The organism is Neisseria musculi (assembly GCF_014297595.2).
GTDB lineage: Bacteria > Pseudomonadota > Gammaproteobacteria > Burkholderiales > Neisseriaceae > Neisseria > Neisseria musculi.
This window is the reverse complement of sequence record NZ_CP060414.2, coordinates 404,708-431,368: the sequence shown is the minus strand read 5'-3', so window position 1 is coordinate 431,368 and position 26,661 is coordinate 404,708. Positions and strand designations below refer to the sequence as shown.

28 protein-coding genes are annotated in these 26,661 nt (G+C 56.6%); 19 read left to right on the top strand and 9 right to left on the bottom strand.

The window, feature by feature from the left end; all coding sequences use genetic code 11:
- The first annotated feature begins 48 nt into the window (after positions 1-48).
- Both recX and adhP read left to right on the top strand, forming a co-directional pair.
- Complete coding sequence (recX, locus tag H7A79_RS02110; protein WP_135034323.1) at positions 49-507, top strand: recombination regulator RecX; 459 nt, start codon at positions 49-51, stop codon at positions 505-507.
- Between the two features lie 945 nt (positions 508-1,452).
- Positions 1,453-2,496 (top strand): alcohol dehydrogenase AdhP, encoded by a 1,044-nt coding sequence (gene adhP, locus H7A79_RS02105; protein ID WP_167743031.1) that lies wholly within the window; start codon positions 1,453-1,455, stop codon positions 2,494-2,496.
- Between the two features lie 35 nt (positions 2,497-2,531).
- Here adhP and H7A79_RS02100 read toward each other — a convergent pair whose 3' ends face one another.
- Positions 2,532-2,759 carry a hypothetical protein gene (locus H7A79_RS02100; protein ID WP_187000912.1) on the bottom strand — a complete coding sequence of 76 codons (228 nt, stop codon included), beginning with the start codon at positions 2,757-2,759 and terminating at the stop codon, positions 2,532-2,534.
- A gap of 33 nt (positions 2,760-2,792) precedes the next feature.
- Between H7A79_RS02100 and H7A79_RS02095 the strand changes: the two genes are divergently transcribed.
- Positions 2,793-3,506, top strand: a complete 714-nt coding sequence (locus H7A79_RS02095; protein ID WP_187000911.1) for an S-methyl-5'-thioinosine phosphorylase — start codon at positions 2,793-2,795, stop codon at positions 3,504-3,506.
- 354 nt (positions 3,507-3,860) lie between these two features.
- On the top strand, positions 3,861-4,442 hold the full coding sequence (gene mog / locus H7A79_RS02090; protein ID WP_187000910.1) for a molybdopterin adenylyltransferase: 582 nt from the start codon (positions 3,861-3,863) through the stop codon (positions 4,440-4,442).
- 530 nt (positions 4,443-4,972) lie between these two features.
- Here the strand turns inward: mog and xerD are convergent.
- The 6 genes from xerD to H7A79_RS02060 form a co-directional block, all read right to left on the bottom strand.
- Positions 4,973-5,863 carry a site-specific tyrosine recombinase XerD gene (xerD, locus tag H7A79_RS02085; RefSeq protein ID WP_135034327.1) on the bottom strand — a complete coding sequence of 297 codons (891 nt, stop codon included), beginning with the start codon at positions 5,861-5,863 and terminating at the stop codon, positions 4,973-4,975.
- Entirely contained in the window at positions 5,853-6,059 is a 207-nt protein-coding gene (locus H7A79_RS02080) for a hypothetical protein (RefSeq protein ID WP_187000909.1), read from the bottom strand. Before H7A79_RS02080 ends, xerD begins: the two co-directional genes overlap by 11 nt.
- Positions 6,060-6,245: 186 nt before the next feature.
- Entirely contained in the window at positions 6,246-6,704 is a 459-nt protein-coding gene (locus H7A79_RS02075) for a methylated-DNA--[protein]-cysteine S-methyltransferase (protein WP_135034329.1), read from the bottom strand.
- Positions 6,705-6,869: 165 nt separating this feature from the next.
- Positions 6,870-7,052, bottom strand: coding sequence for a hypothetical protein (locus H7A79_RS02070; protein ID WP_214646397.1), 183 nt, complete (start codon positions 7,050-7,052; stop codon positions 6,870-6,872).
- Between the two features lie 97 nt (positions 7,053-7,149).
- Positions 7,150-7,572, bottom strand: a complete 423-nt coding sequence (locus tag H7A79_RS02065) for an HlyD family secretion protein (protein ID WP_214646396.1) — start codon at positions 7,570-7,572, stop codon at positions 7,150-7,152.
- Positions 7,573-7,587: 15 nt separating this feature from the next.
- On the bottom strand, positions 7,588-8,043 hold the full coding sequence (locus H7A79_RS02060) for a DUF3302 domain-containing protein (RefSeq protein WP_187000908.1): 456 nt from the start codon (positions 8,041-8,043) through the stop codon (positions 7,588-7,590).
- An 86-nt stretch (positions 8,044-8,129) separates the two neighbouring features.
- Between H7A79_RS02060 and H7A79_RS02055 the strand changes: the two genes are divergently transcribed.
- Positions 8,130-8,780 (top strand): IS1595 family transposase, encoded by a 651-nt coding sequence (locus H7A79_RS02055; protein ID WP_187000374.1) that lies wholly within the window; start codon positions 8,130-8,132, stop codon positions 8,778-8,780.
- 318 nt (positions 8,781-9,098) lie between these two features.
- Here H7A79_RS02055 and H7A79_RS02050 read toward each other — a convergent pair whose 3' ends face one another.
- Positions 9,099-9,539, bottom strand: coding sequence for a peroxiredoxin (locus H7A79_RS02050; protein ID WP_187000907.1), 441 nt, complete (start codon positions 9,537-9,539; stop codon positions 9,099-9,101).
- Positions 9,540-9,921: 382 nt separating this feature from the next.
- On the opposite strand from H7A79_RS02050, the gene H7A79_RS02045 reads away from it, so the two are divergent.
- The 5 genes from H7A79_RS02045 to H7A79_RS02025 all read left to right on the top strand — a co-directional run bounded on the left by H7A79_RS02045 (position 9,922) and on the right by H7A79_RS02025 (position 15,115).
- Entirely contained in the window at positions 9,922-11,202 is a 1,281-nt protein-coding gene (locus H7A79_RS02045) for a NupC/NupG family nucleoside CNT transporter (protein WP_187000906.1), read from the top strand.
- An 84-nt stretch (positions 11,203-11,286) separates the two neighbouring features.
- Positions 11,287-11,895 (top strand): riboflavin synthase subunit alpha, encoded by a 609-nt coding sequence (locus tag H7A79_RS02040; protein WP_187000905.1) that lies wholly within the window; start codon positions 11,287-11,289, stop codon positions 11,893-11,895.
- A 458-nt stretch (positions 11,896-12,353) separates the two neighbouring features.
- Complete coding sequence (locus tag H7A79_RS02035; RefSeq protein WP_135034334.1) at positions 12,354-13,088, top strand: glutathione peroxidase; 735 nt, start codon at positions 12,354-12,356, stop codon at positions 13,086-13,088.
- Positions 13,089-13,308: 220 nt separating this feature from the next.
- Positions 13,309-14,754 carry a dihydrolipoyl dehydrogenase gene (locus H7A79_RS02030; RefSeq protein WP_187000904.1) on the top strand — a complete coding sequence of 482 codons (1,446 nt, stop codon included), beginning with the start codon at positions 13,309-13,311 and terminating at the stop codon, positions 14,752-14,754.
- Positions 14,755-14,848: 94 nt separating this feature from the next.
- The gene (locus tag H7A79_RS02025) at positions 14,849-15,115 is read left to right on the top strand and encodes a hypothetical protein (protein ID WP_187000903.1); all 267 of its coding nucleotides are present in this window, start codon (positions 14,849-14,851) and stop codon (positions 15,113-15,115) included.
- A gap of 125 nt (positions 15,116-15,240) precedes the next feature.
- Here the strand turns inward: H7A79_RS02025 and H7A79_RS02020 are convergent, their stop codons facing one another.
- Positions 15,241-15,816: an ACP-like domain-containing protein gene (locus tag H7A79_RS02020; RefSeq protein ID WP_187000902.1), complete on the bottom strand. Its 576-nt coding sequence runs from the start codon at positions 15,814-15,816 to the stop codon at positions 15,241-15,243.
- A gap of 364 nt (positions 15,817-16,180) precedes the next feature.
- On the opposite strand from H7A79_RS02020, the gene H7A79_RS02015 reads away from it, so the two are divergent.
- The 9 genes from H7A79_RS02015 to H7A79_RS01975 all read left to right on the top strand — a co-directional run bounded on the left by H7A79_RS02015 (position 16,181) and on the right by H7A79_RS01975 (position 26,478).
- Entirely contained in the window at positions 16,181-16,546 is a 366-nt protein-coding gene (locus H7A79_RS02015) for a DUF4870 family protein (protein WP_187000901.1), read from the top strand.
- Between the two features lie 124 nt (positions 16,547-16,670).
- The gene (gene trmA / locus H7A79_RS02010; protein WP_246408117.1) at positions 16,671-17,762 is read left to right on the top strand and encodes a tRNA (uridine(54)-C5)-methyltransferase TrmA; all 1,092 of its coding nucleotides are present in this window, start codon (positions 16,671-16,673) and stop codon (positions 17,760-17,762) included.
- A gap of 7 nt (positions 17,763-17,769) precedes the next feature.
- Positions 17,770-17,916 carry a hypothetical protein gene (locus H7A79_RS02005; RefSeq protein WP_187000900.1) on the top strand — a complete coding sequence of 49 codons (147 nt, stop codon included), beginning with the start codon at positions 17,770-17,772 and terminating at the stop codon, positions 17,914-17,916.
- Between the two features lie 191 nt (positions 17,917-18,107).
- Positions 18,108-18,854: a DNA repair protein RecO gene (gene recO / locus H7A79_RS02000; protein ID WP_135034337.1), complete on the top strand. Its 747-nt coding sequence runs from the start codon at positions 18,108-18,110 to the stop codon at positions 18,852-18,854.
- Between the two features lie 302 nt (positions 18,855-19,156).
- On the top strand, positions 19,157-19,888 hold the full coding sequence (gene pdxJ / locus H7A79_RS01995) for a pyridoxine 5'-phosphate synthase (protein WP_187000899.1): 732 nt from the start codon (positions 19,157-19,159) through the stop codon (positions 19,886-19,888).
- Positions 19,889-19,925: 37 nt separating this feature from the next.
- Positions 19,926-20,303: a holo-ACP synthase gene (acpS, locus tag H7A79_RS01990; protein ID WP_135034339.1), complete on the top strand. Its 378-nt coding sequence runs from the start codon at positions 19,926-19,928 to the stop codon at positions 20,301-20,303.
- Between the two features lie 422 nt (positions 20,304-20,725).
- Positions 20,726-23,164 carry an NAD-dependent DNA ligase LigA gene (gene ligA / locus H7A79_RS01985; RefSeq protein ID WP_187000898.1) on the top strand — a complete coding sequence of 813 codons (2,439 nt, stop codon included), beginning with the start codon at positions 20,726-20,728 and terminating at the stop codon, positions 23,162-23,164.
- Between the two features lie 148 nt (positions 23,165-23,312).
- The gene (gene galU / locus H7A79_RS01980) at positions 23,313-24,185 is read left to right on the top strand and encodes a UTP--glucose-1-phosphate uridylyltransferase GalU (protein ID WP_187001591.1); all 873 of its coding nucleotides are present in this window, start codon (positions 23,313-23,315) and stop codon (positions 24,183-24,185) included.
- Positions 24,186-24,495: 310 nt separating this feature from the next.
- Complete coding sequence (locus H7A79_RS01975) at positions 24,496-26,478, top strand: DNA topoisomerase IV subunit B (protein WP_135034341.1); 1,983 nt, start codon at positions 24,496-24,498, stop codon at positions 26,476-26,478.
- The last annotated feature ends 183 nt before the right edge of the window (positions 26,479-26,661 follow it).

Here is a 26,661-nt window from a genome sequence, read left to right as displayed (position 1 = left end):
CCTTTTTCAGACGGCCGCAAACATTCCTTCCAACCGTTTTATCCCGCCATGAAACCGCAAAAATCCCTGTACACCCGTGCCCTCGACATTCTCGCCCGCCGCGAAACCAGCCGCGCCGAGCTCAAGCGCAAACTCGCGCCTTATGCAGAAAGCGAGGCAGAACTCGAAACGCTGTTAAACGGGCTGGTCGAGAGCCGTCTGCAGTCTGACGATCGTTTCGCCGAAAGCTATATACACAGCGCAAGCCGCCGGCACGGCCGCCTGCGCCTGCAACAGGCTTTGCAGGCCAAAGGCGTGAGTGAAGACACCGCCCGCAGTTTTCTGCCCGACCGCAACAGCGAAATACAAACCGCCGTTGCCGTGCTGCGCAAAAAATTCAAAGCCCCTGCCGCCGATTTGAAAGAAAAGCAAAAGCAGGCACGCTTTCTCGCTTACCGGGGCTTCGACACCGACACCATTCAAACCGCCCTGAAAAACGGCTGGAACGGTGGAGAAGAATGGGAATAGTCCCGAAGCCGGCAAAATATATTCAGGCAGGGGCTTGTGCAAAAAACACCCCCGATGCCGTCTGAAAAGCTTAACAACCGCCTGCTGCACTGTCTGCGCGCCGGCGGGAATCCAAATGAAAATATTGGAACACAGTCCAAACCAATATCGAGATGCCCCCAACTTCCGCGCCGGCGGAAACAGCGGCAGCCGAATTTCTTGGGGCTTTGGGAATGGGCAAAAGTTTAAGTGCTGGAAAAGGCCGGAGTGTTTACACTTTTTATACCGAACCGCTTTGTTTTGCTGAAACGATGGTTTCGTGATTTTGCGTATGCGCAAAAACGAGGCGGCTCCGCCCGGCCTTTCGGCATTTCCGGCAACACTTCCCCCAAGCGGTATTCAAGCAAAACGGAAAGTATCAACAACACCGGGATTTCAACACTTCAGGCCGTCTGAAACCTTTCAGACGGCCCGGGCTTTTGCCCGCCCCGATTGGCGGTAGCCTGACATTTGCAACGAAAGACGGCACACTGCCGCCGGCACCACCATAAAGTGAATCCGCTCCGTTGCCGCCCCATATCGGAAATGCGCGCCTTCACAACCCAGCCCTTTCAACCAAAGGCAGTCCCAACCCGTTTTGCCCGCCACCTACCCTCTGCCGTCTTGTATGGATTTGAGTGGCCGGCCATAGCCCGATGGTGCGGCAATGCTTGGGCAAAATGTAGTCATGCTTTGTCAGGCACTGCGAAAATCCCGCAAAAAACACGGTTACGCCTTGTGTCGAAAAAAACGTTATACTATAACACTAAATATTTTAACTTCAATAACTTACAAAAAAATAAGTTTGATTCCCGGCGGGAAAAGGCGCATACTCCCGCTTCAGAAGCAGATGCGGTCTGCACAGGCTCCGCTGCCGCGCAACCGCCGCCGTTTCTTCGTTTATCACCTAAATCAGGAGAATGCACCATGAAAATGAGAGCAGCAGTGGTTACCCAAAACAGCGATGGCAATGTAGATATTGTCGAGCGCGAAATCCGCCCGCTGGAAGCCAACGAAGCCTTGGTGGAAGTGGAATACTGCGGCGTCTGCCACACCGACCTGCACGTTGCCGCCGGCGACTACGGCCAAAAGCCCGGCCGCGTGCTCGGCCATGAAGGCATCGGCATCGTAACCGAAACTGCGCCCGGCGTAACCCGCCTGAAAAAAGGCGACCGTGTCAGCATTGCCTGGCTGTTTAAAAGCTGCGGCGCCTGCGAATACTGCAACACCGGCCGCGAAACCCTCTGCCGCACCGTGCTCAACGCGGGCTACACCGCCGATGGAGGCATGGCCACCCACTGCATCGTGGATGCCGATTATGCCGTGAAAGTGCCCGAAGGTTTGGATCCCGCCCAAGCCAGCTCGATTACCTGCGCCGGCGTAACCACCTATAAAGGCATCAAAGTTTCCGGCGTGCGCCCCGGTCAATGGATTGCCGTCTACGGCGCAGGCGGCTTGGGCAACTTGGGCGTGCAGTATGCAAAAAAAGTGTTCGGCGCGCACGTTATCGCCATCGACATCAATGACGACAAACTGGCTTTGGCCAAAGAAGTGGGCGCCGACTTCACCGTCAACGCTGCCAAAGAAAACGTGGCCGAAGTGATTCAGGAGAAAGTGGGCGGCGCACACGCAGCAGTAGTTACCGCCGTTTCGCGCGATGCTTTCAACTCTGCCGTTGATGCCGTGCGCGCGGGCGGACGCGTAGTCGCCATCGGCCTGCCGCCCGAAACCATGGATTTGTCTATCCCCCGCATCGTGCTGGACGGCATCGAAGTGGTGGGCTCGCTGGTGGGCACCCGCAAAGATTTGGAAGAAGCCTTCCAATTCGGTGCCGAAGGCATTGTGGTGCCGGTGGTGCAAACCCGCACACTCGATGAAACCAATGCCATTTTCCAAGAAATGCGCAACGGCACCATTCAAGGCCGCATGGTTATCGACATGAAAGCAGGCTGCGGCTGCAGCAACCACTAAGCCCTAACCGCAACACACAGGCCGTCTGAAACGTTTCAGACGGCCTGTTTATCCATTACAATAGCGCGAATCCACATTTCCGGCATCAAACCAACCGCAGCAATATAGCAATATATTGAATCTGCTTTATTTTCAACACAAGGCGGCACGCTGCGGGCAATAGAGCAAATACGGAACCGGTTCTGCTGCCGCTTGCGCTGCCGGCAAAATCGTTTGCCGCAACCCAAACAGGCAACACCGCAACCGAAACCGAGTGGATTCACTCTATTTCTCCACCATTAAGAAGAAAGCAGCCCATGATAGCCGTTATCGGCGGCAGCGGCCTCACCCGCATGCCCGAACTCAACATCACCCAGCGCCGCATCGTGCGCACACCCTACGGCCTCACCAGCAGCCCGCTGCTGTTGGGCACGCTCGACAGCCGCAGCATTGTATTTCTCGCCCGCCACGGCCTCAACCATTCGCTCGCCCCGCACGAAATCAACTACCGCGCCAATATTTGGGCGCTGCATTCCATAGAGGCCGAAGCCGTGGTTTCCGTGTCTTCCGTAGCCGCACTAAACGATGCCTGCGAACCCGGCTCGCTGGTGGTGCCCGATGATTTGGTCGACTACACCTTCGGCCGCCGCAGCACGTTTTTCGAAGGCCGGGAAAACGAAGTGGTGCACACCGATTTTTCGGAGCCTTACGACCACGCCTTGCGCCAAGCCCTGCTCGAACACGCCCGAAGCCACCAAACACCCGTGCACGCCCGCGCCGTTTACGGCTGCCTGCAGGGGCCGCGCATGCCCACCCGCGCCGAAATGCGCCGCTACCGCAACGACGGCATCGATATTATCGGTATGACCGGCATGCCCGAAGCCGTGCTCGCGCGCGAACTCGGACTGCCCTATGCCCACCTGTGCGGCGTAACCGGCACCGCCTGCATCAACAGCGGCCGCGAAACCGCGTGCAATCTCAGCGGCGCCCGCGCCATCGAAAAAATCCGCCGCCTGCTGGTAGATTTGTAACCCCGTTTCAGACGGCCTGAAGCCTGTGCAGAATCAAAAAAACACCACAAGAAGTTTATCTGCCGCGATTTCTGCCTACCTCGGCGGGCTTGCGGAGCCAATAATGGTATTTCAGCCTTTCAGACGGCATTAAGGCATTTTTGCAAAGACCCGGCCTGCAAACGCCCGCAACCCGGCAACAATGATTTCAGGCCGTCTGAAAGCAAAGGCGGCACAACCCGCAACCGGAAAAAATAAATTTCGCGGACACCCGCGTTTTCCCGACAGGAAATTTAATTTAAAGAAACCCGCACCGCTCTAACCCCGTGCAAACATCCATCAACCCCGTTTATCCCCTCCAACCCAGGAAATACTATGCCGCCCACCCTTTCTGCCGTTACCATCGGCCTCGTTTCTACCAGCGACCGCGCCAGCAGCGGCGTGTATGCCGATGAAGGCATTCCCGCCCTGAAACAATGGCTGCAGGCCGCGGTTAAAAACCCTGTCCATTTCACCGAAGCACTGGTTGCCGATGAGCAGCCCGCCATCGAAGCCGCGTTGCGGCGCATGGCCGACACCGATGGCTGCGATCTGATTTTCACCACCGGCGGCACCGGCCCCGCCCCGCGCGACATTACCCCCGAGGCCACACTGGCGGTTATCGACAAAGAAATGCCCGGCTTCGGCGAGCAGATGCGCCGGATCAGCCTGCATTATGTGCCGACCGCCGTTCTGTCGCGCCAAACCGCAGGCATACGCGGCAGATGTTTGATTGTCAACCTGCCCGGCCGCCCCCAAGCCATCGCCGAAACCCTGGGCGGCGTACGCACGCAAAACGGCAGTGTCGAAGTGGAAGGGCTGTTTGCCGCCATTCCCTATTGTGTCGAGCTGATCGGCGGCGTGTATATCGAAACCGATGCGGCGGTGTGCAAAGCATTCAGGCCGAAACAGAAATAGCCATACCGGCTGCGGCAGCGTTTTCAAAACGCATTCCCGTTGAAACCACGCTGCTGCCGATTGACTGCCGCGCATTCATATTTCGCGGATACAGGGCGGCAAACCACGGGCAGCACAACAAAAAACAAAGAGGCCTAATCATCTTGCGGGCGTAATGCGCCGTCATCAACCCATTTTATTTCCGCTGTAAGACGCTAAACCGCAGGCGGCATAACCAACACAAAACCGGCTCCGTTGCCGCTTGGCCGGCAAAACCGTTTTCGTTGAGCCCGGGCACGGCAACGCTGCAGCATAAATGAAGCGGTTCGGTTCACTATCCCGGCCTGCGCACGCACGCTCTGATAATGCGTCAGGCCGTCTGAAAACCTTTTCAGACGGCCTGACGCAGGTATTGGCAGAACCCAAAAACATAAAATTGACTGCGCTCCTTTGCCTCCGGGCAAGCGCCGACCCCGCACGGTTCAGACGGCCGCCCACACCCGCCCGGATAATGCCGCAGGCCGTCTGAAAGCCTTTTCAGACGGCCTGCATCAGCCCCTCGGATGGTGCTCGCGCACGATGCTTTTCAGGCGCTCGTTGGCAACGTGGGTGTAAATCTGCGTAGTGCTGATGTCGGCGTGGCCGAGCAGCAGTTGTACCACACGCAAATCGGCGCCGTGGTTGACCAAATGGGTGGCGAAGGCATGGCGCAGGCTGTGGGGGCTGAGGTGCTGTATGCCGGCGCCGGCGGCGTATTTTTCCACAATCATCCACGCCAGCTGGCGGCTGATGCCGACCCGTTTCTGGCTCACAAACAATGCTTCGCAGATGCGGTTTTTCAATAATTGCGGCCGCGCTAGGGCCAGATAGCGTTCTATCCAATACACGGCTTCGGCACCCAGCGGCACAATGCGCTGTTTGTTGCCTTTGCCGATGGTGTTGATGATGCCTTTGCTCAAGTTGGCTTCGTTTATTTTCAGCTTCACCGCTTCGCTCACGCGCAGGCCGGTGGCATACATCAACTCGAGCAGGGCTTTGTCGCGCAGGCCGTAGGGCGATTCAGTGTCCGGTGCGTTCAGCAACGCATCGATTTGCACTTCGGTAATCAGTTTGGGCAGGGTTGGCGCCTGCTTGGGCGCGCTGAGATGGCGGGTGGGGTTGTCGGCTCGCTGCCCGGTTTCGAGCAGCCAGCCGTAGAGCCGCTTGCAGGCCGACAGGGCGCGTGCCTGTGAGCGCGTTTGTTCACCGGCATGATAAACGGCCTCGGCCAAGTCGGTGCTTTGCGCACTCTGCCAATCCAAGCCCTGCCCGCGCAGGCGGCCGGCGATTTTTTCTAAATCACGGCGGTAGGCATCGAGCGTGTTCCGGCTCAAACGCCGGCTCAGCCACAAATGTTCGAGCAGGCGCTCGGCCAGGGTGTCGGGGTGTTGTTCAGACGGCATAAACGGGGTTCACAGGGCTAATCGTTACGATGCAAGGCAAAAACCGCCAATATACCAACACGGCAGCTTGGGCGGCTTGGGTCTCAACTGCCGCCCAATGGGCTTCTGCCCGCGCTTTGCCGGCCTGCGTTTCGGCCAAAAGGATTTCCATCCCGGCCGGGCGTTTCTGTAAATCGGGTTGGGGGGCTCTGTTCATATTTCAATCATCCGGTTGCATTTTTTCAGACGGCCCGAGCGCTTTGCAAAATGAAAAACCATCATAAAAAGTTTATTTTCCGTATTACTCTGCAAGCCCGCTGCGCGCGCTCCGTGTAGGCGGAAATGACAAAAAAACGGTGTTTTAGGCGGGCTCAAAGTTTTTGGCAAAGGCTCGGCGTGCGGGTTATATTTCCACGCCTTCGTGTTTCAACAGCCAGCGTTTGATATTGAGTGCTTCACTCCCGCCGCCGGAGAAGCCGCCCAGGCCGTGTTTGGCAACCACGCGGTGACAGGGCACCACCAGTGCCAGCGGGTTTTTGCCGCACGCGCCGCCGACGGCACGAGGATGGCTGCCGATTTTGCGGGCAAGGTCTTGATAAGTTGCCACCTGTCCGGCGGGGATTTCTGCAATCGCCTGCCACACTTTCTGCTGATAGGCCGTGCCCTGTTTGGAAACGGGGTGGCCGAAGTTTTTCAGACGGCCTGCAAAGTAATCATCGAGCTTGTGCCGCCACGCTTCGGGCAGGGGATACGGCGCATATTCGGGCTTGCCGGAGAGGTGCAGCTCGAGCAGGTTGTGTTGATGATCGAAAACCAACGTGATGTTGCCGAACGGGGCGGCGTATAAACAGGGGTAATTCATTAAAGAATGTTTCGGAAACTGATACGCTATTTTAACACCCCGCAAAAGAAAACGGGTTTGGGTATAAGGGTAACGGTTTCAGACGGCCGGCGGGACGGTTGATCGGAATGCTGTAAAAATGCCTGTTTGAAGTTTTCAAACAGGCATCGGTTTGGGCGGTCGGGTTTAATGGTCTAAATACAGATAGTTTTTCCAACTGTTCATGCGCAGCAGGATTTTGCGCATGGTCGACAAATGGTGGAAGTGTTCGGTGTAAATGGCGATTTCCACATTGCTGCCGTAAGGCACTTTGTATTGCGAAATGTCGCTGTTGAGTTTGAACACCACCAGCGGCCTTAGCGGCTTCATAATCGGCTTTGCTGGAGGTATATTCGCGCCGTTTGGTTTCATAGTCGGTTTTGGCAACCGCATCGGCTTTAACCAGTTGGGCGTAACGCTCGTATTCCTATTTGCACCGGGCCATGGTGAGCTTGGCCTCTTCCACCCGTGCTTTGGCGCTCTGATAATCGGAATCTATGGTTTTGATGCTGCTTTCGGCATCGGCCAGCTCTGCCTTGCGCAAATCCACTGCTGCCTGATAAGGCGTGGGGTCGATTTTAAACAGCACATCGCCTTTTTTTACCAATTGGTTGGGTTTGATGTCGGCCACTTCGACAACGCGCCCGCGGATATTGGGAATAATCGGTGTGGAAATATAATATTGGCTGCCCGCCCTGGTGTAGGGGTGGTTATAGTTCATCACCAGCAGCATACCGGTGAGCATCACCACGCCGCCCAAGATGGCAGTAGGCACCGTCCATTTGTTGAGCGGAATGCGGAAAACTTTGAATATGAAGATACAGATACTGCTGTATATCAGAAGTAGCATGAGCTCCACTTTGATTTATTCCTTCTCTTGTATTTGTGCGGTTGCAGTTTCGGTTCCGGTTGCAGTTTTGCCCTGCTCAAGATGCAGCAGGCGTTCCGAAATCTGGTGGAATTTTTGGTTAATCGCAGAAAGCTCTTGCTTCAATTTATGGTTTTGTTTTTCAAAATCACTTGTTTTTTCAAGATATTGGTTGAGTTTGGCCATATTTTCGCTTTCGGCTTGGCGGTTGCTGCCGCCCCAGCCTTTGTCTTTCTGCCAAAGGGTTGCCAAAATCCATAAAAACGGCCAGATAACGTACAGTGTAAACAGGCTCACCCAACCCGCATAGTGTATTGCTTCCAGATGCGGGTGGCCGCGCTTTGTGGCAATTTCATAAGGAATATCGTGAATGGCGATAATGCCGTAAAACAGCACTATGCAGGCAAATATCAGAAAGAATAATGCCGCATAGTCGAGAAATTCATTAGACATAGCATTTTTTTCAAAAAGTTTAGATAACTTTTAAGGGGCTGTACTAGATAACTAGGGAAATTTAACTTCAGGTTAGAATAATCCCTATGAGAAAAAGTCGTTTAAGTCAGTACAAGCAAAACAAACTGATTGAACTATTTGTTGCAGGTGTTACCGCCCGCACAGCGGCGCAATTAGTTAGCGTCAATAAAAATACCGCTGCCTATTACTTCCACCGTTTGCGCTTACTTATCTATCACAACAGCCCGCATCTGGAAATGCTTGATGGTGAAGTAGAAGTTGATGAAAGCTATTTTGGCGGACAACGCAAAGGCAAACGTGGTCGCGGTGCGGCTGGCAAAGTGGCTGTATTCGGGCTTTTGAAGCGTAATGGTAAGGTTTACACCGTTGCCGTACCCAATACACAAACTGCGACTTTATTGCCAATTATCCGCGAGCAAGTGAAGCCTGATAGCATTGTTTATACCGATTGTTACAAAAGTTATGACGTTCTTGATGTGAGCGAATTTTCACATTTTCGGATCAATCACAGCACACATTTTGCTGAGCGACAAAATCACATTAACGGAATTGAGAACTTTTGGAACCAAGCAAAACGCCATTTACGCAAGTTTAACGGCATTCCCAAAGAGCATTTGGAACTGTATTTGAAAGAGTGTGAATGGCGTTTTAACAACAGTGAGATAAAATTTCAAATTTCTATTTTAAAACAATTAGTAAAGCAGGATTTGTTCTAGTTATCTAGGACAGCCCCACTTTTAATATTAGTTTGATTAAACAAACGTTAATTTTTTAAATTATATTTTTTAATTAAAATATTTAGCTTGATTATAAGTTAATCTTTATTAATTTGGATTTGCGGATTCAGGGATACGGTTAGGTAATGATGCGTTTGGAAACAATGCCGCGCAAGCGGGAAGTTTTTAACAAACATTATTAAATTACAATTGAATTGATTGGTTTTAAACAAACCGGTTTTAACCGTTTCAATCTTTCAAACAGCTGTTTAGGCCGTCTGAAAGATGATATTTTCCCAACCGGGAGCCATTGGCGTGCTACGGGTTGTTTTGCAGGGCTTCCAGCACTTCCTGCGCATGGCCGGCCACTTTGACCTTGCGCCATTCGCGGATAATTTCACCGTTGCCGCCGAGCACGAAAGTGCTGCGTTCGATGCCCAACGATTCCCTGCCGTAAAGTTTCTTCAGTTTGATCACGTCAAACATTCTGCACACGCTTTCATCAGTATCGCTCAACAATTCAAACTGAAAACCCTGTTTGGCACAAAAATTCTGATGCGACTTCACACTATCGCGCGAAATGCCGGCCACGGTATAGCCCAATGCTTCAAACTGTGCCAGGCGGGCATTGAAATCCAAGCCTTCTGTGGTGCAGCCGGGCGTGCTGTCTTTGGGGTAAAAATACACCACCAGCGGCAGATGTTCGGCAGAAACGAAATCACGGCCGGCGCTGGAAGGCAGGGTAAAATGGTAAGCCATATTTGCTCTTTCTCTCAAAAGTGTGTTCAGACGGCCTTATCTTATCCCAATTCCGGCATGGGTCAAAAGCTTTATGCGGCGGATTAAATTTAAAATAACACGGCATCGCCCCGCCCCAACACAGAGAAAAAGGCCCTGCAAACCACTGAACCGGCAACGGAAACGTTTACACCATGCCGAATCCGATTTATTTCCGGCACGGCGGCAAGCCGCAGACAATGCCGTAACGGAAATGAAATGGATCCGCTGAATCTATTCCGGCCGGCGACTCCGCTGCCCGGTCATTTTCAACCCACCCCGCTTGTCGGCCGTCTGAAAATTCTGCCATCTCTATTACGCGCTCCTTTATAATGCCTGCACTTCTTCAACAAAGGAAAGCGCAATGGGCATTTTAAACAGTTTGCTGGGTATGGCAGTGCTGGTTGCCATTGCGGTGTTGCTCTCCACCAACCGCAAAGCCATCAATATCCGCACGGTGGCGGGTGCGCTGCTAATCCAGGTGGCTTTGGGTGCACTGGTGCTGTATGTGCCGTGGGGGCGGGACGGCCTTTCGGCGGTGTCGGACGCGGTGGGCAGGGTGATTGCCTACGGCGGCGACGGCGTGGGCTTTTTGTTTGGCGGGTTAGTGTCGGACAAAATGTTTGAAGTGTTCGGCGGCGGCGGTTTTGTGTTTGCCCTGCGCGTGTTGCCGATGATTGTGTTTTTTTCATCGCTGGTGGCGGTGCTGTATTACATCGGCGTGATGCAGATTCTGATTAAAATCATCGGCGGGTTTCTGCAAAAGGTGTTGGGCACGTCAAAAGCCGAATCGATGTCGGCGGCGGCCAATATTTTTGTGGGGCAGACCGAAGCGCCGCTGGTGGTGCGCCCCTATATCCGCAACATGACCGAATCGGAGCTCTTTGCTGTGATGAGCGGCGGCCTGGCTTCGGTGGCCGGCTCGGTGTTGGGCGGCTACGCGCAGATGGGCGTGCCCCTGCCCTACCTGATTGCCGCTTCGTTTATGGCCGCCCCCGGCGGCCTGCTGTTTGCCAAACTGTTGGTGCCGGAAACCGAAAAACCGCAAACCGAAGCGGAAATCGACACCGCCGCCGATGCAGAAGAAAAACCCGCCAACGTGATTGATGCGGCGGCGGGCGGCGCAGTAACGGGCGCGCAGATTGCCCTGGCGGTGGGCGCATCGCTGCTGGCATTCGTGGCCTTAATCGCCATGCTCAACGGCATCATCGGCGGCGTGGCGGGCTGGTTCGGTTACGAGGGTCTGACCCTGCAGGCCATTTTGGGCTGGCTGTTTGCGCCGCTAGCATGGGTAATCGGCGTGCCGTGGCACGAAGCGAGCATCGCCGGCTCGCTAATCGGGCAGAAAGTGGTAGTGAACGAATTTGTAGCGTATTCTGAATTTGTGAAATATTTAAGCCCCGAGTCGGCGGTTAAACTGAGCGAAAACACACAGGCGGTTATCTCATTTGCCTTGTGCGGCTTCGCCAATCTGGGTTCTATCGCCGTGCTGGTGGGCGGCCTGAGCATTATGGCACCCAACCGCCGCAAAGATGTCGCGCGCCTCGGCCTCAAAGCGGTGGCGGCCGGCTCGCTCTCCAACTTGATGAGCGCGGTGATTGCCGGTTTGTTTATCGGCCTCTCAGGCGCAGCCGTTATCGCTTGAAAACCCAATAAGGCCGTCTGAAAACCTGAAACCTTTGCTTTCAGACGGCCTATTCTATTTATTATCTAAAGGAAAGAAAAACTTATGTTTACCGGCATCGTTCAGGGCATGGGGCGTATCGCTGCCGTGCACGCGCCCTCTCCCGATTTTCGCACCTACACAGTCGAGCTGCCCGAAGAAATGGCGCACAATCTGCAAACCGGCGCTTCTGTTGCCAACAACGGCTGCTGCCTTACCGTCACCAAAATCAACGGCAGGCTGGCAGACTTCGACCTGATGGGCGAAACGCTGGCCAAAACCAACCTCGGCGCACTCAGCGTGGGCAGCGCCGTCAATCTCGAGCGTGCCGCCCGCTTCGGCGATGAAATCGGCGGCCATCTGATGAGCGGCCACATCATCGCCACCACCACCGTTACCCGCATCGAAAAGAGTGCGCACAACCGCACCCTATGGCTCGCGCTACCGCCCGAATTAAAACCCTATATCCTTACCAAAGGCTTCGTGGGCTTGGACGGTTGCAGCCTCACCATCGGCAGCGTAACCGATGGCGAGTTCAATGTGCACCTGATACCCGAAACCCTGCAGCGCACGCTGTTCGGCAGCCGCCGCGCGGGCGATGCGGTAAATGTCGAAATCGACCCGCAAACGCAGGCGGTGGTGGATACGGCAGCCCGCGTGCTGGCGCAACGTTAAACCGCCCCACGAAAGCTGTTCAACGTTTTCTGCAAAGCCTTACCGTGTTTTCAAACAGTTGCGCCATGTCTCGGGATGGCCCGGTTATCTCGGCCATGTTGAAGGCCGCCCCGAATGCCGATAAGGATGATTGCCGCCGCAAAAGGGGCTGCTCTGTTTTCCTCCCATATTTTCCGGCTTTCAGACGGCCTTCCCCCCACTTTCCCGAAGGCCGTCTGAAACATTTGGCCGCCGGCGCACAACCGTTTCACCCCTACATTCCAAACAGGCCGGCAAACGCTCCGGCATCAGCAGCCGGCTTAACATTTTGTTTTTTTATTCCCATGCTTCAAACGGCCAACCCCGCCCAGGCTGCCTGAACCGCAAGCTATCCAAACCAACACGAAGGGCGTAGAATGCGCCCCCTATCATTTCCAATACCCTTATTTATCAATATTACCATTGCTCAGGAGTTCAAAATGGCATTAGCAGACCGCACCGGCCAACACGTTCCCGGCGTTGTGTTCCACACCCGCACAGGCGATTCTTGGAGAGACGTTTCCACCGATGATCTGTTTAAGGGCAAAAAAGTCGTGGTGTTCTCGCTGCCCGGCGCATTCACCCCCACCTGCTCTTCCACCCACCTCCCGCGCTACAACGAGCTGGCCGATGAATTTAAAGCGCGCGGCATCGACAGCATTCTGTGCATATCGGTAAACGACACTTTCGTGATGAACGCCTGGCTGGCCGACCAGAAAGCCGAAAACATCACCGTTGTTCCCGACGGCAACGGCGAATTCACCAAAGGCATGGGTATGCTGGTGAGCCACGAAGACGCGGGCTTCGGCAACCGCTCCTGGCGTTATTCTATGCTGGTGGACAACGGCAAAATCGAAAAAATGTTTATCGAGCCTGAAAAAGAAGACGACCCCTTCGAAGTTTCCGATGCCGACACCATGCTGAAATTCATCGACCCCGGCTGGAAACAGCAAGAATCCGTTTCCATCTTCACCAAGCCCGGCTGCGCCTTCTGCACCAAAGCCAAAAAACTTCTTAAAAATAAAGGGTTGGATTACGAAGAAATCGTTTTGGGCAAAGATGCCACCACCGTTTCGCTGCGCGCCATCACCGGCAAAACCTCTGTTCCGCAAGTGTTTGTCGGCGGCAAATACATCGGCGGCAGCGAAGCGCTCGAAATGTTTCTCTCCAAATAACCCGCAGCCGTCTGCGGTTCCGGTACCGGCCAGAAACGCTCCGTTATCCAACCGTAACGGCACATTTCCAATATTCAGACGGATCCGACACCATCTAGGCCGTCTGAAAAAACAGCGGATTGACGCAAACCGGCAAAACCGTTTCCGGCTCCGAATCGATTTAAATTTTGTTACACCCGTCTAAAGGCCGTCTGAAACGGCACCTCCAAAGGACAACTCCATGAAACAACTTCAAGCAGACGTTGCGGTTATCGGCGGCGGCACCGCCGGCATGGCCGCATTCCGCAATGCCCGCCTCCACACCGAAAATGTTTACCTGATCGAAGGCCGCGCTTTCGGCACCACCTGCGCCCGCGTCGGCTGTATGCCCTCCAAACTGCTGATTGCCGCTGCCGAAGCGCGCCACCATGCCCTGCACACCACCCCGTTCGGCATTCATTTAGACAAAAACAGCATCACCGTTAACGGCGAAGAAGTGATGGCACGCGTGAAATCCGAACGCGACCGTTTTGTCGGCTTCGTGGTCAGCGATGTAGAAGCATGGCCGGCCGCCAAACGCATCATGGGCAACGCCAGATTCATTGACGAACACACCGTCCAAATCGACAACCACACCCAAATCCAAGCCGGCCGCATCGTGATCGCCACCGGCTCGCGCCCCGTTATCCTGCCCCAATGGGAAACGCTGGGCGGCAAACTGATTACCAACGATGACGTATTCTCTTGGAACACCCTGCCCGGGAGCGTGGCCGTGTTCGGCCCCGGCGTCATCGGCCTGGAACTCGGCCAAGCCCTGCACCGCTTGGGCGTGAAAACCGCCGTCTTCGGCACGGGCAGCACATTGGGCGGCATCACCGACCCCGTGGTGCTGGCCGAAGCCAAAGCCGTTTTCGGCGAAGAGCTGCCGCTGCATTTGAACGTTGATCCCAAACAAACCGAAGTCAAACTCAATCAGGAAGGCAGAGTGGAAGTGCATTGGGTGTGCGGCGGCGAGCGCGGCCTCTACACTGCCGACTACCTGCTGGCCGCCATCGGCCGCCGCCCCAACACCGATAACATCGGGCTGGAAAACTTAAACATCGAATTAGACGGGCGCGGCGCACCCAAAGCCCACCCGCTGACCATGCAAACCAGTATTCCCCACATCTTTATCGCGGGCGATGCTTCCAACCAGCTGCCGCTGCTGCACGAAGCCGCCGACCAGGGCAAAATCGCAGGCGACAACGCCGGCCGCTACCCCGATATCGCCAACGGCCTGCGCCGCAGCCCCATCGGCGTAGTGTTTACCGACCCGCAAATCGCCACCGTGGGGCTGCGCTATGCGCGGGTGTTAGAGCGCTATCCAAACCCCGAATGCGTGGTTATCGGCGAAGTATCGTTCCGCAACCAGGGCCGCAGCCGCGTGATGCGGGTCAATAAAGGCCATATGCGCATATATGCCGAACAAGGCAGCGGCCTGTTTCTCGGCGCCGAAATTGCCGGCCCCGCCGCCGAACACTTGGCGCATCTCTTGGCTTGGGCACACCAGCAAAAGATGACCGTGCCGCAAATGCTCGATATGCCCTTCTACCACCCCGTTATCGAAGAAGGCCTGCGCACCGCCCTGCGCGATGCCCACAGCAAGCTGAAACCGGGCCGGGTGCATACCGAATGCCGCAGGGTGTAACACAAACAGGCCGATATGCCGCCGCAACACAATATCTGTTTTTCACACACACCATACCCGGGCTTGACCCGGGTATTTTGTATGAGGTGGGGGCTTGGCAAAAACCATTCCGTCTGAAAAAGGCCGTCTGAAAAAATCATTTCAGACGGCCTTTTTCATGCCGGTACCCTTCCGTTTCCCCATACCGCCGTTGCCCGGCACCCGCTCCGGCGGGCGGCGCGGGTACGGCAAACCCGCTCCGCCCCGTTCCGTCTGCCCGGTTCGAAGAAAGCGGTTTTACCGGCTGCCGAAACGGCGGCAGAGCATTATCGTTTCCATAATACCTTCCCGCCGTTTGCGGCCTGCCGCCCTGCCTTGCTGAGCGCAACGGAAATGCGTATCCGCCATGCAGGCATAACCCGGTATCGCGCAAACACGGCAAAGGCCGTCTGAAAAAAATCATTTCAGACGGCCTGTGTTTGTCTGCCCGTGTTTGTTTCAGGGCGGTTATTTCTTAGCCGGTGCTTTTTTCGCGGCTTTGGCAGGCGCTGCGGCCTTGTTCAGTTTGGCAGTGCCTGCTTTGTCGAGCAGGCAGCTGCGGGTTACGATTTGGGAAACCTGCTGCTGCCGTCCGTTTACGGTTTCCACCGCCTCTTGGGTCAGCATATTGCCGTCCACTTTATCCACATTGGCGGCAGTGGCTTTGCCTGCCGCCCAAGTGATGCCGCCGCCGGCAAAAATGTTTTGGTCATCATTGCCGACAACACGCATCAGGCCGGGAGAAAGCCTGTTTTGATATTTAACCTGGGCAACCACGACTTCGCCGTTTTTGAAGCCATACATCACATTCAGCGGGTTTTGGCCTTTGTTGCCGCATTTGTAGGCCACTTCTTTTTTGCCATCGATAGAATCAACCTGAACCGTTTGCGGAGCCTGAACCTGGGGCGCCTGCTGCTGTTGCTGTTGCGCAACAGGCGCGGGGGCGGGCTGGGCTTTGGGCTTGTCTTTGCCGAACATACCGCAGGCGCTCAATGCAGTTGCCGCAGCCAGGGCGGGAACGATGATTTTCAAGTTTGCTTTCATTAAAGTTACTCCGTTAATGTTGGATTTCAATGCGCCTCTCGGCACAGACGGGTGTTAGGCAACCATAACAGATAAAAAGTTCCGTGTCTTGGCATTTCCGCACCACGAAACGGGGCTGGGCGTGCAAACGACACCGCCTGCATTTTTATGCCGTTGATTTGGCTTTTGTTTTATGCCGTCTGAAAAAATAACTCAAAACAAGTAAAGATTTACCCTGACCGGCCCGTGCGGCCGAAACGGCGGCCGCTGCCTCTTGCGCCGATGACGGGCAACAACGGCGCCCGCTTACTTTATAATAACAGGCGTGCCGGCCGGCTGTTCCAACCTGCCTCCGCCCGCAATCCAACCAAAAAAGGAAACTGCCATGAGCAACAATGTTATCGAACACAACAGCCCCGCGCCGGGCGACAGCCTGCGTACCTACACCATCATCATCTACGCCCTTTACGCCCTGTCGCTGGTTAACGGCATCACCGCGCTGGCAGGCGTGGTTATGGCCTATTTGAAGCGCGGTGAAATGGCGGGCACGGTTTACCGCAGCCATGCGCAATATCTGATTAAAACTTTTTGGTACACCCTGCTGGGTATGCTCATCGGCTGGCTCACGGTATTTATCTTCATCGGCTTTGCGGTTATTCTCGCGGCAAGCGTGTGGTTTATCTACCGCGTGGTGGCCGGATTTATCAAACTGCTCGACAACCGGCCCGTCTCGCCCGACGGCTGGCTGTAAACCAACGTTGGATTTGTTTTCAGACAACCCCTCCCTTACAGGCCGTCTGAAAACAAGCTGCCCGAAAGCGAAAAAAACGTATTTCCACTATATAATCGCCCTCTTTCCCACGATGGCCCCAACCATGACCGAATCCGCCTACCGGCACCAGCTAAACGAAAAAATCCGCCGCATCGGGCAGCTGTCCGCACCGCTGCCCATGCCCGGTTTGGAAGTGTTCGACTCACCCCGGCAACACTACCGCATGCGCGCCGAATTCAGAGTTTGGCACGAAGGCCAAACCATGTTTTACGCCATGTTTGAGCAGGGACGCAAAGCCGGCGGGGCAACCATGCACCGCTGCGACAGCTTTCCCCCCGCCTGCGAAACCATAAACTGCCTGATGCCGCGCCTGCTCGCTGCCGCCGGCCGCGAAAGCGTGCTGCGGAACCGCTGGTATCAGGTGGAATTTCTCGCCACCCTGAGCGGCGAAATGCTGGTAACGATGGTTTACCACAAAAAGCTCGATGAAGCCTGGCGCACCGCCGCCGAAGCGATGCAAAACGAGCTGGGCATCGCCGTGATCGGCCGCAGCAAAGGCCAGAAAATCGTGTTAAAGCAGGATTTCGTTACCGAAAAACTGCATGTGGAAGGGCAGCCTTTCGTTTACCGCCAATACGAAGGCAGCTTCGCCCAGCCCAATGCCGCCGTCTGCGAAAAAATGCTCGCTTGGGCGTGCAGCGTGGCGCGGCCTTTGGGCGGCGATATGCTGGAACTCTATTGCGGCAACGGCAACTTCACCCTGCCGCTCGCGCGCAGTTTCGACAAAGTTTTGGCCACCGAAGTGTCGAAAACTTCGGTGCAGGCCGCGTTATGGAATATAGAAGCCAACGGCAGCGGCAACGTGAAAATCGCCCGTTTGTCGGCCGAAGAATTTACCGAAGCCTACACCGGCGCCCGCAAATTCCGCCGCCTTCGGGAGCAAGGCATCGCATTGGCCGACTACCGCTTTTCCACTATTTTCGTTGATCCGCCGCGCGCCGGCCTCGACAGCGCCACCCTGAAGCTGGTGCAGCAGTTCGACCATGTGGTTTATATTTCGTGCAACCCCGAAACCCTGTTCGCCAACCTCGACACACTGGCGCAAACCCACCGCATACGCCGCATGGCACTGTTTGACCAGTTTCCGTTTACCCCCCATATCGAGAGCGGGGTATGGCTGGAAAAACACAGGTAGCAAATTCATGGATTCACACCTTTCCGACACAAGGCGGCAAACCGCAGGCCGCGCCAACGTTACCGAACCGGTTGCGTTGCTGTCCGGCGGCCTGCCCGAACCACACCCCAAACCGGAGTGCAGCAACGCCGCACGGAGCAGGCACACCCTATAATAACGGCTCCACTGGTTTCCGCTACCTGCTGCCACGCCTTGCCGCACTGTCTGTAACGGCCTGCGGCTTGCCGCCCTCTATCGAAAATAAAGCGGATTGGCAACAAACCCTATCCGAGGCCGTCTGAAAAGGTTTCAGACGGCCTCGGCCAAAACAAATATACTAATAATATATAAACTAAATAAACCGATATGCCCGCCCAAACCCACCGCATCAACCACGAGCCCGCCTTCCTGCTCACCGCCAAGCCCTGGCGCGAAAGCAGCCTGCGGCTGGAAATGTTCAGCCGCCGCTACGGGCGCGTAGCCCTGCTCGCCCGCAGCGCCCGCACCCGCCAAAGCGAATTGCGCGGTGTGCTGGTGCCGTTTGTGCCCGTGAGCGCATCGTGGTATGGTTCCCAAGAATTAAAAACCCTGCACCGCGCCGAATGGCTGGGCGGCTGGCGGCAGCCGCAGGGGCGCGCCCTGTTCAGCGGGCTGTATGCCAACGAGCTGATATACCGGCTCACCGCCCGCGAAGACCCGCACCCCGACCTATATGACGCACTCCACACCCTGATGCGTTCGGTTTGCACAGAACCCGACCATGTTGCCGCCCTGCGCCGCTTCGAGTGGACGCTGCTCACCGGGCTGGGCTTCGCTCCCGATCTGCAAAACGATGAACACGGCCAACCGGTTGCCGCCGGCCAAACTTACTGGCTGCGCCCCGAACACGCCCCACTGCCGCTGGCACAGGCAGGCGGCTTGCCGCAACACGAAGCGCAGGGCGTGGCGGTGGACGGCAGCACCTTAATCCAACTGCGCAACGGCATTTTCGACAACGGCGAAAGTTTGCAGCAAACCCTCAAGCTCACCCGTATGCTGTTGGATTTCCGCCTGCCCGAAGGCATCAAATCGCGGCAGGTATTGCAGCAGATGCAGGCGTTTCAGACGGCCTGAATCTTTTGTCCGCCTGCCAGGCCGTCTGAAAAAATACAGCCGTTCAAAGCCAGAATGAAACCGAGCGGCAAAACGCACAGCCCGCGCATACAGCCCGTCCGCTACAATAAACACCGGGCTGCGGGCAACACAGACAAACCGATGCTGCCGCCGTTTTATTTTCAGACGGCCGGCTATAGCGCGAAACCGGTTATGTTTCCGCTTCGGCTGCTTGCAGAATCTTGCTCTTCGAGCCAAAAGCCGCGCTGCATCATTTTTATTTTCGAACACCCGGCCCAACGCCGGTAAAAAAGGAACCATATATGTTACTAGGCGTAAACATCGACCACGTCGCCACCCTGCGCAATGCCCGAGGCACCCCCTACCCCAGCCCGCTCGAAGCCGCGCTGATTGCAGAAACCCACGGTGCCGACCTGATTACCCTGCACCTGCGCGAAGACCGCCGCCACATCAAAGATGCCGATGTATCCGCCATCAAAAACGCCATCCGCACCCGCATGAACCTCGAAATGGCACTCACCGGAGAAATGCTCGAAAACGCCCTGAAAGTGATGCCTGAAGACGTGTGCATCGTGCCCGAAAAACGCGAAGAAATCACCACCGAGGGCGGCCTCGACGTTTTGGCGCAGCAAGACAAAATCGCCGCCTTCACCCAAACCCTCACCGAAGCGGGCATCCGCGTTTCATTGTTTATCGATGCCGATGAAGCGCAGATTCAGGCCGCCCGCGATGTGGGCGCGCCCGTTATCGAGCTGCACACCGGTGCCTATGCCGATGCCGCCACCCCGCAGGTGCGCGCCGCCCAATTGCAGCGCATCGAAAAAGGTGCCGATTTCGGCAGCAGTTTGGGGCTGGTTGTGAATGCCGGCCACGGCCTCACCATCCACAACGTCGCCCCGATTGCCAGCATTCCCGCCATCCGCGAGCTCAACATCGGCCACTCGCTGATTGCCCAAGCCGTGTTCATCGGCCTGCCCGCCGCGATACGGCAGATGAAAGAAGCCATATTCAGAGCACGCCCGCTGCCCTATTGAGGCCGTCTGAAAACCCGCAAAGGAAAAAGGAAACCCTATGATTTACGGAACCGGCACCGACATCGTTGCGCTGGAGCGCATCGAGAAACTGCACAAAAAATACGGCCGCGCCTTCGCAGCGCGCCTGCTCAGCCGCATCGAACTGCTCGAATACCCGCAGGCGGGCAGGCCGGCAAACTTTCTCGCCAAACGCTTTGCCGCCAAAGAAGCCTTCGCCAAAGCCGTAGGCACCGGCCTGCGCTCGCCCGTGAGCCTGCGCAACATCGGCGTGGGGCACGACGGGCTGGGCAAGCCCGAATTTATCTGCGAGCCCGATTTGCAGCAATGGCTGCAAGAAAAAGGCATCAGGCGCGTGCATTTGAGCATGAGCGATGAAGGCGGCCTGGTGCTGGCATTTGCAGTGGCAGAAGCATAAGCGCACCCCTGCCGCAGCACCGCCCGCTTTTTACGGCAGCCTTATCCCGAAGCCCTTGCAAAACCCGCTTCCCCGCCGCCATGCCTGCCGCCGCCCCGGCCATCCGCACACAGCAAGCCGGCACAGAACGAAACCCGGCACCGCCCGCATAGGGCAGCACCAAACCGGCTCGCCGCCAAACACTCCCTTTGAGCGAAACAAAGCAGAGCCGCGCGGTTTTATTATTGGTTTTATTATTTTAGATTGACGGCCCCCCCCCCGAAACGCAAAACCGCCGAATCCCGCCCGGATATCCGGCCGATGTTTCGACAACCGGGCAGCTTACACAGCCCGTTTGATTTCAGACGGCCTTTCACACACCCGGCCGTCTGAAAAACCTTTATCTTGATTTTCAAAATTTTATTTTCAGACGGCCCCAACTTATGGACAATCCCGCCCTCCGCATCCGCGAACTGACCGGCCTGCTCAACCGCTACGCCTACGAATACTACACCCTTGATGCCCCCAGCGTTCCCGATGCCGAATACGACACGCTCTTTCGCGAGCTGGAAACGCTTGAAGCCGCCCGCCCCGATTTGCGCCTGCCCGACAGCCCCACCCTGCGCGTGGGCGGCGAGCCGCTGGCAGGTTTTGAGAGCGTGCGCCACGAAGTGCCGATGCTCTCGCTTTCCAACGCTTTTTCGCCGCAGCACGAAAGCGGCACGTTCGACCATGCCGAAATGTATACGTTTGACGGGCGCGTGCGCGGCAGCCTGGGCGGCCGGCAGCCCGAATATGTTGTCGAACCGAAATTTGACGGGCTGGCCGTGAGCCTGCTCTACCGCAGCGGCGTGCTGGAACGCGCCGCCACGCGCGGCGACGGCTCGGTGGGCGAAAACGTTACCCCAAATGTGAAAACCATCGCCAACGTGCCGCTCAGGCTGCACGGCGATCAAGTGCCCGAACTCATCGAAGTGCGCGGCGAAGTGATGATGCTCAAAGCCGATTTTGCCGCCCTGAACCACCAGCAGGCCGCCGCCGGCCAAAAACTGTTTGCCAACCCGCGCAACGCCGCCGCCGGCAGTCTGCGCCAGCTCGATTCGCGCATCACCGCCCGCCGCCGCCTGCACTTTTCTGCCTACGCCATCGCCCGCCGCGAAGGCGGCTTTGCGCCCGCCACCCATTTTGAAGAGCTGGAATACTTGAAAAAACTGGGCTTCAGCCTGCCCGAGGGCCATTACGGCGTATTCCCCGACATCGCCGGCGCGTTGGCGTTTTACGAAGCCATGCAGCAGCAACGCCCCAAGCTGCCCTATGAAATAGACGGCATGGTGGTGAAAGTAAACAGCCTGGCCGAACAGCAGAAATTGGGTTTTATTTCGCGCGCACCGCGCTGGGCCGTTGCACACAAGTTCCCCGCCGAAGAAGCCCTCACCGTGGTGGAAGCCATCGATGTGCAGGTGGGGCGCACCGGCGCGGTCACGCCCGTTGCCCGCCTGCAGCCGGTGTTTGTGGGCGGCGTAACCGTTACCAACGCCACCCTGCACAACGAAGGCGAAACGCAGCGCAAAGACGTGCGGGTGGGCGACACCGTGGTGGTTCGCCGCGCGGGCGATGTGATTCCCGAAGTGGTGCGCGTGGTGTTAGAGCGCCGCCCGATGAGCGAAGCCGCCGCCGTTTCAGACGGCCTGCAGGGCGATATGTTTGCGGGGCCGTCTGAAAGCCGCAGCGAACCCGTTTACCCGCCATACTGCCTGCCCCGGCACTGCCCGATTTGCGGCAGCGGCATCGAGCGCGAAGAAGACGAAGCGGTGGCACGGTGCAGCGGCGGCATGCTGTGCCGCGCCCAACGCGCACAGGGGCTGATTCACTTCGCCTCGCGCAAAGCAATGGACATCGAAGGCCTGGGGCAGCGGCAAATCGAGCAGCTGGTGGCGCAGGATTGGGTGAAACATTTCGCCGATTTATACCGCCTCGATATTCCCACCCTGCAGCAGATGAAAGAAAACGCCGACAAAAGCGAAACACAACCGGAAAACGGCGGCGAAACGCTTTCAGACGGCCGCAAAAACGGCAAAAAACAGCCGCCCGTCAAATGGGCCGAAAATATTCTCGCCGGCATCGAAGCGAGCAAACAGCCCGAGTTGGCGCGCTTTCTGTTTGCGCTGGGCATACGCCATGTGGGCGAGCGCACCGCCAAATCACTGGCGCAGGCGTTCGGCACGCTCGAAACAGTGCGCCGCGTCCCCGAGCCGCTGCTGGCCTGCCTGCCCGACATCGGCACCGTGGTGGCGCATTCCATTGCCCGATTTTTCGCCCAAACCGGGCAGCAGGCCATGATAGACGAGCTGCTGGCTGCCGGCGTATCGCCGAAAAGCCAGCCCGTTACCCTGCTGGTTTCACAATATGCCCAACCGCAGAAATGGCTCGCCCGCCTGAGCGGCTACAAAACCAGCGAAACCCGCGCCGCCGCACTGTGGGATTTGGCCGGCAGAAGCATGGCCGGCCTGATAAACGACAACGCACTGCCCGCGCAATGGCAGCAATGGCGCAGCCGGCCTGAAAACCTCGCCCTGCTGCACAGCATCGAAGCATTTTTAAACGGGATGCCGTCTGAAAACCCAAACACGGTTTCAGACGGCCCCGCCGCGCTGGCGGGCAAAACCTTCGTGCTCACCGGCACCCTGCCCACGCTCAAGCGCGATGAAGCTCAAGCCCTGATTGAAGCCGCAGGCGGTAAAGTTTCGGGCAGCGTGTCGAAAAAAACCGACTATGTGGTGGCAGGCGAAGCAGCGGGCAGCAAGCTCGAAAAAGCGCAGGCCTTGGGCGTGGCGGTGTTGGATGAAGCGCAACTGAAGGCTTTGCTGGATAGCGGCAAATGAATCCGACCTATCCGCCCCTGCCGCAAACCAGTAAAATCCGTTACGTTAAAGCACGGCCGCCGTTTTTCAGACGGCCTGTGAATTTTAGGCAGGCTCAGGCCGCGCCGTATGACGGTACATTCCCCATTAATTCGAGGAGCAACACATGATCAAACCGATTAAAAAAGCCGTATTCCCCGTTGCCGGCATGGGCACCCGCTTTCTGCCCGCCACCAAAGCCAGCCCCAAAGAAATGCTGCCGATTGTCGATAAACCCCTGATTCAATACGCCGTAGAAGAAGCCGTGACGGCAGGCTGCACCGAAATGGTGTTTGTTACCGGCCGCAACAAACGCAGCATCGAAGACCACTTCGACAAAGCCTACGAACTCGAAACTGAGCTGGAGCAGCGCAATAAAAACAAACTGCTCGAACACGTTAAAGACATTCTGCCGCCGCAAATTACCTGCCTGTATATCCGCCAGGCCGAAGCTTTAGGGTTGGGGCACGCCGTGCTGTGCGCCCGCGCCGCCGTGGGCAGCAACCCTTTCGCCGTGATTTTGGCCGATGATTTAATCGATGCCCCGCAAGGCGCGCTCAAACAGATGGTCGATATCTACAACCAAACCGGCAACAGCGTGTTGGGCGTGGAAACGGTGGATCCCGCCCAAACCGGCTCCTACGGCATTGTAGAAACAGAAAACCTCAAAAACTACAAACGCATCACCAATATTGTCGAAAAACCCAAGCCCGAAGAGGCACCTTCCAATTTGGCCGTGGTCGGCCGCTACATTCTCACCCCGCGCATTTTCGACCTGCTCACCAACCTGCCGCGCGGCGCGGGCAACGAAATCCAGCTCACAGACGGCATCGCCCGCCTGCTCGATCACGAATTTGTGCTGGCACACGCCTTCGAAGGCACCCGCTACGACTGCGGCAGCAAGCTGGGCTATCTCGAAGCCACCATTGCCTACGGCTTGAAACACCCCGAAACCGGCGCGGCATTCCGCGAACTGTTGCAGCAATACACCGGCAAAAACTAAACGGACGTTTTACCGGCAACACGTTAAAAACTGCTTTCAGACGGCCTGAAACCTTTGCAAAAAAACCGTTTTAATCCTGAATTTATATTTCGTCATACTCGGGCTTGACCCGAGTATCTCTTTATCTTATAAAACAAACAGATGCCTGAATCAAGCCCGAGCATGACGCAAGTGTTTTAAGGTGTCGAAAAGAATTTTGCAAAAGCCTCGGCCTGGGGTACCTGGCCTGTGATAAAGAAACAGGCCGTCTGAAACCGTTCCGGCTATCTATGCTAAAATCCTGCCCGACTGTCCCCACCCCATACCCGCCATGACCATACCCCAATACAGCGAATCGAGCATCACCGTACTCAAAGGCCTGGAGCCGGTAAAAGAACGCCCGGGCATGTACACCCGTACCGAAAGCCCCACCCACATCTGCCAGGAAGTGATCGACAATGCCGCCGATGAAGCACTCGGCGGCTTTGCCACGCGCATTGATGTGGAAATCCACCACGATGGCTCGCTTTCGGTGCGAGACAACGGTCGGGGCATTCCTGTCGGCCTGCACCCTGCCGAAGGTGTGCCGGTGGTAGAATTGGTGTTTACCCGCCTGCACGCGGGCGGCAAGTTCAACAAAAAAGACGGCGGCAGCGCCTATGCCTTTTCAGGCGGCCTGCACGGCGTGGGCGTGTCGGTAACCAACGCGCTTTCCAACCGCCTGGAAGTAACCGTTAAGCGCGAGGGTAAAATCCGGCGCATCGTGTTTTCCGGCGGCGATGTCATCGAGCCTTTGCACGAAACCGGCAAATGCGCGGTAAAAGATTCCGGCACCGAGGTGCGCGTGTGGCCCAACGGCAAATATTTCGAAAGCCCGAATTACAGCATTGCCGAGTTGGAACGGCTGCTGCGCGCCAAAGCAGTGCTGCTGCCGGGCGTTACCGTGTCGCTCACCCGCCCCGCCAAAGGCACGGCGGAGCCGCAAACGCAAACCTGGCACTACCCCGACGGCCTGAAAAGTTATCTTGCCGACCTTATCGGCGAAGCGCAGGAAGCCGTGCCGGTGTTTGCCGCCGAAAATTATCTTTCAGACGGCCACAACAGCGATTTTGCCGCCGGCGAAGGTGCGGCTTTCGCGCTCACCTGGCTGGAAGAAGGCGCGTGCAACAGCGAAAGTTATGTCAATCTGATTCCCACCCCGCTGGGCGGCACCCACGAAGCAGGCTTGAAACAGGCCGTGTTCGGCGCGGTAAACAACTTCATCAACCACCACAATCTGCTGCCGCGCGGCGTGAAAGTGCAGAGTGATGATGTGTTCGGGCGCGTGGCCTTCGTGTTGTCTGCCCGCGTGCTCGACCCGCAGTTCCAAGGCCAAACCAAAGACAAACTCACCAACCGCGATGCGCTCAAACTGGTGGCTGCCGTGTCGGGCGACCCGCTCGAATTGTGGCTTAACCAAAACGTAGAGGCCGGCAGAAAAATCGCCGAACTTGCCATCCGGCAGGCGCAGGCGCGGATGCGCTCGGTGAAAAAAATCGAAAAGAAAAAAAGCAGCGGCGTGGCCGTGTTGCCCGGCAAGCTCACCGACTGCGAAAGCGAAGACATCCGCGAAAACGAGTTGTTTTTAGTGGAAGGAGATTCGGCCGGCGGCTCGGCCAAACTCGCGCGCGACAAAGCCACCCAGGCCATTCTGCCCCTACGCGGCAAAGTGCTCAACAGCTTTGAAATCCACCCCGACCAACTCTTTGGCAATGCAGAAATCCACGATATTTCCGTTGCCATCGGCGTGGATCCCCACGGCGCCGGCGACAACCCCGATTTGAGCGGCTTGCGCTACGGCAAAATCGCCATTTTGTCGGATGCCGATGTGGACGGCTCGCATATCCAGGTGCTGCTGCTCACGCTGTTTTACCGCCACTTTCCCAAGCTGGTTTCAGACGGCCATATTTATGTTGCCCAGCCGCCGCTGTTTCGTGTGGACGTAAACGCGCAAGGTAAAAGCAAGCCCGCGCGCAAACTCTACGCCCTCGACCAGGGCGAGCTCGACAGCATTCTGGAGCGTCTGCAAAGCGAAGGCGTGAAAGAAACGGCCTATTCCATCAGCCGTTTCAAAGGCTTGGGCGAAATGAACCCCGACCAGCTCAAAGACACCACCATGCATCCCGACACCCGCCGACTGCTGCGGGTGAAGATTCCCGATGATGCACTCGAAGCCACCCACGGCATTTTCGTGAAGCTGATGGGCAAAGGTGAAGCCGCCGCCCGCCGTGCGTGGATGGAAGCCGAAGGAGATACGGCAGAAGTGGATATCTGACACCGCCCTATCCCGGTCTGCCGGAAAATGCCCAAAGGCCGTCTGAACAGTTCAGACAGCCTGGTGAACACGGCTGCTGCAATACTGCGGGAAAACGCTTCTGCCTTCCGCCAAACCCGGGCGGTTGTTGATGATTGTTTTGTAAAACAAAATATTTGTCTCAAACCCGGCATGGTGCAGGTG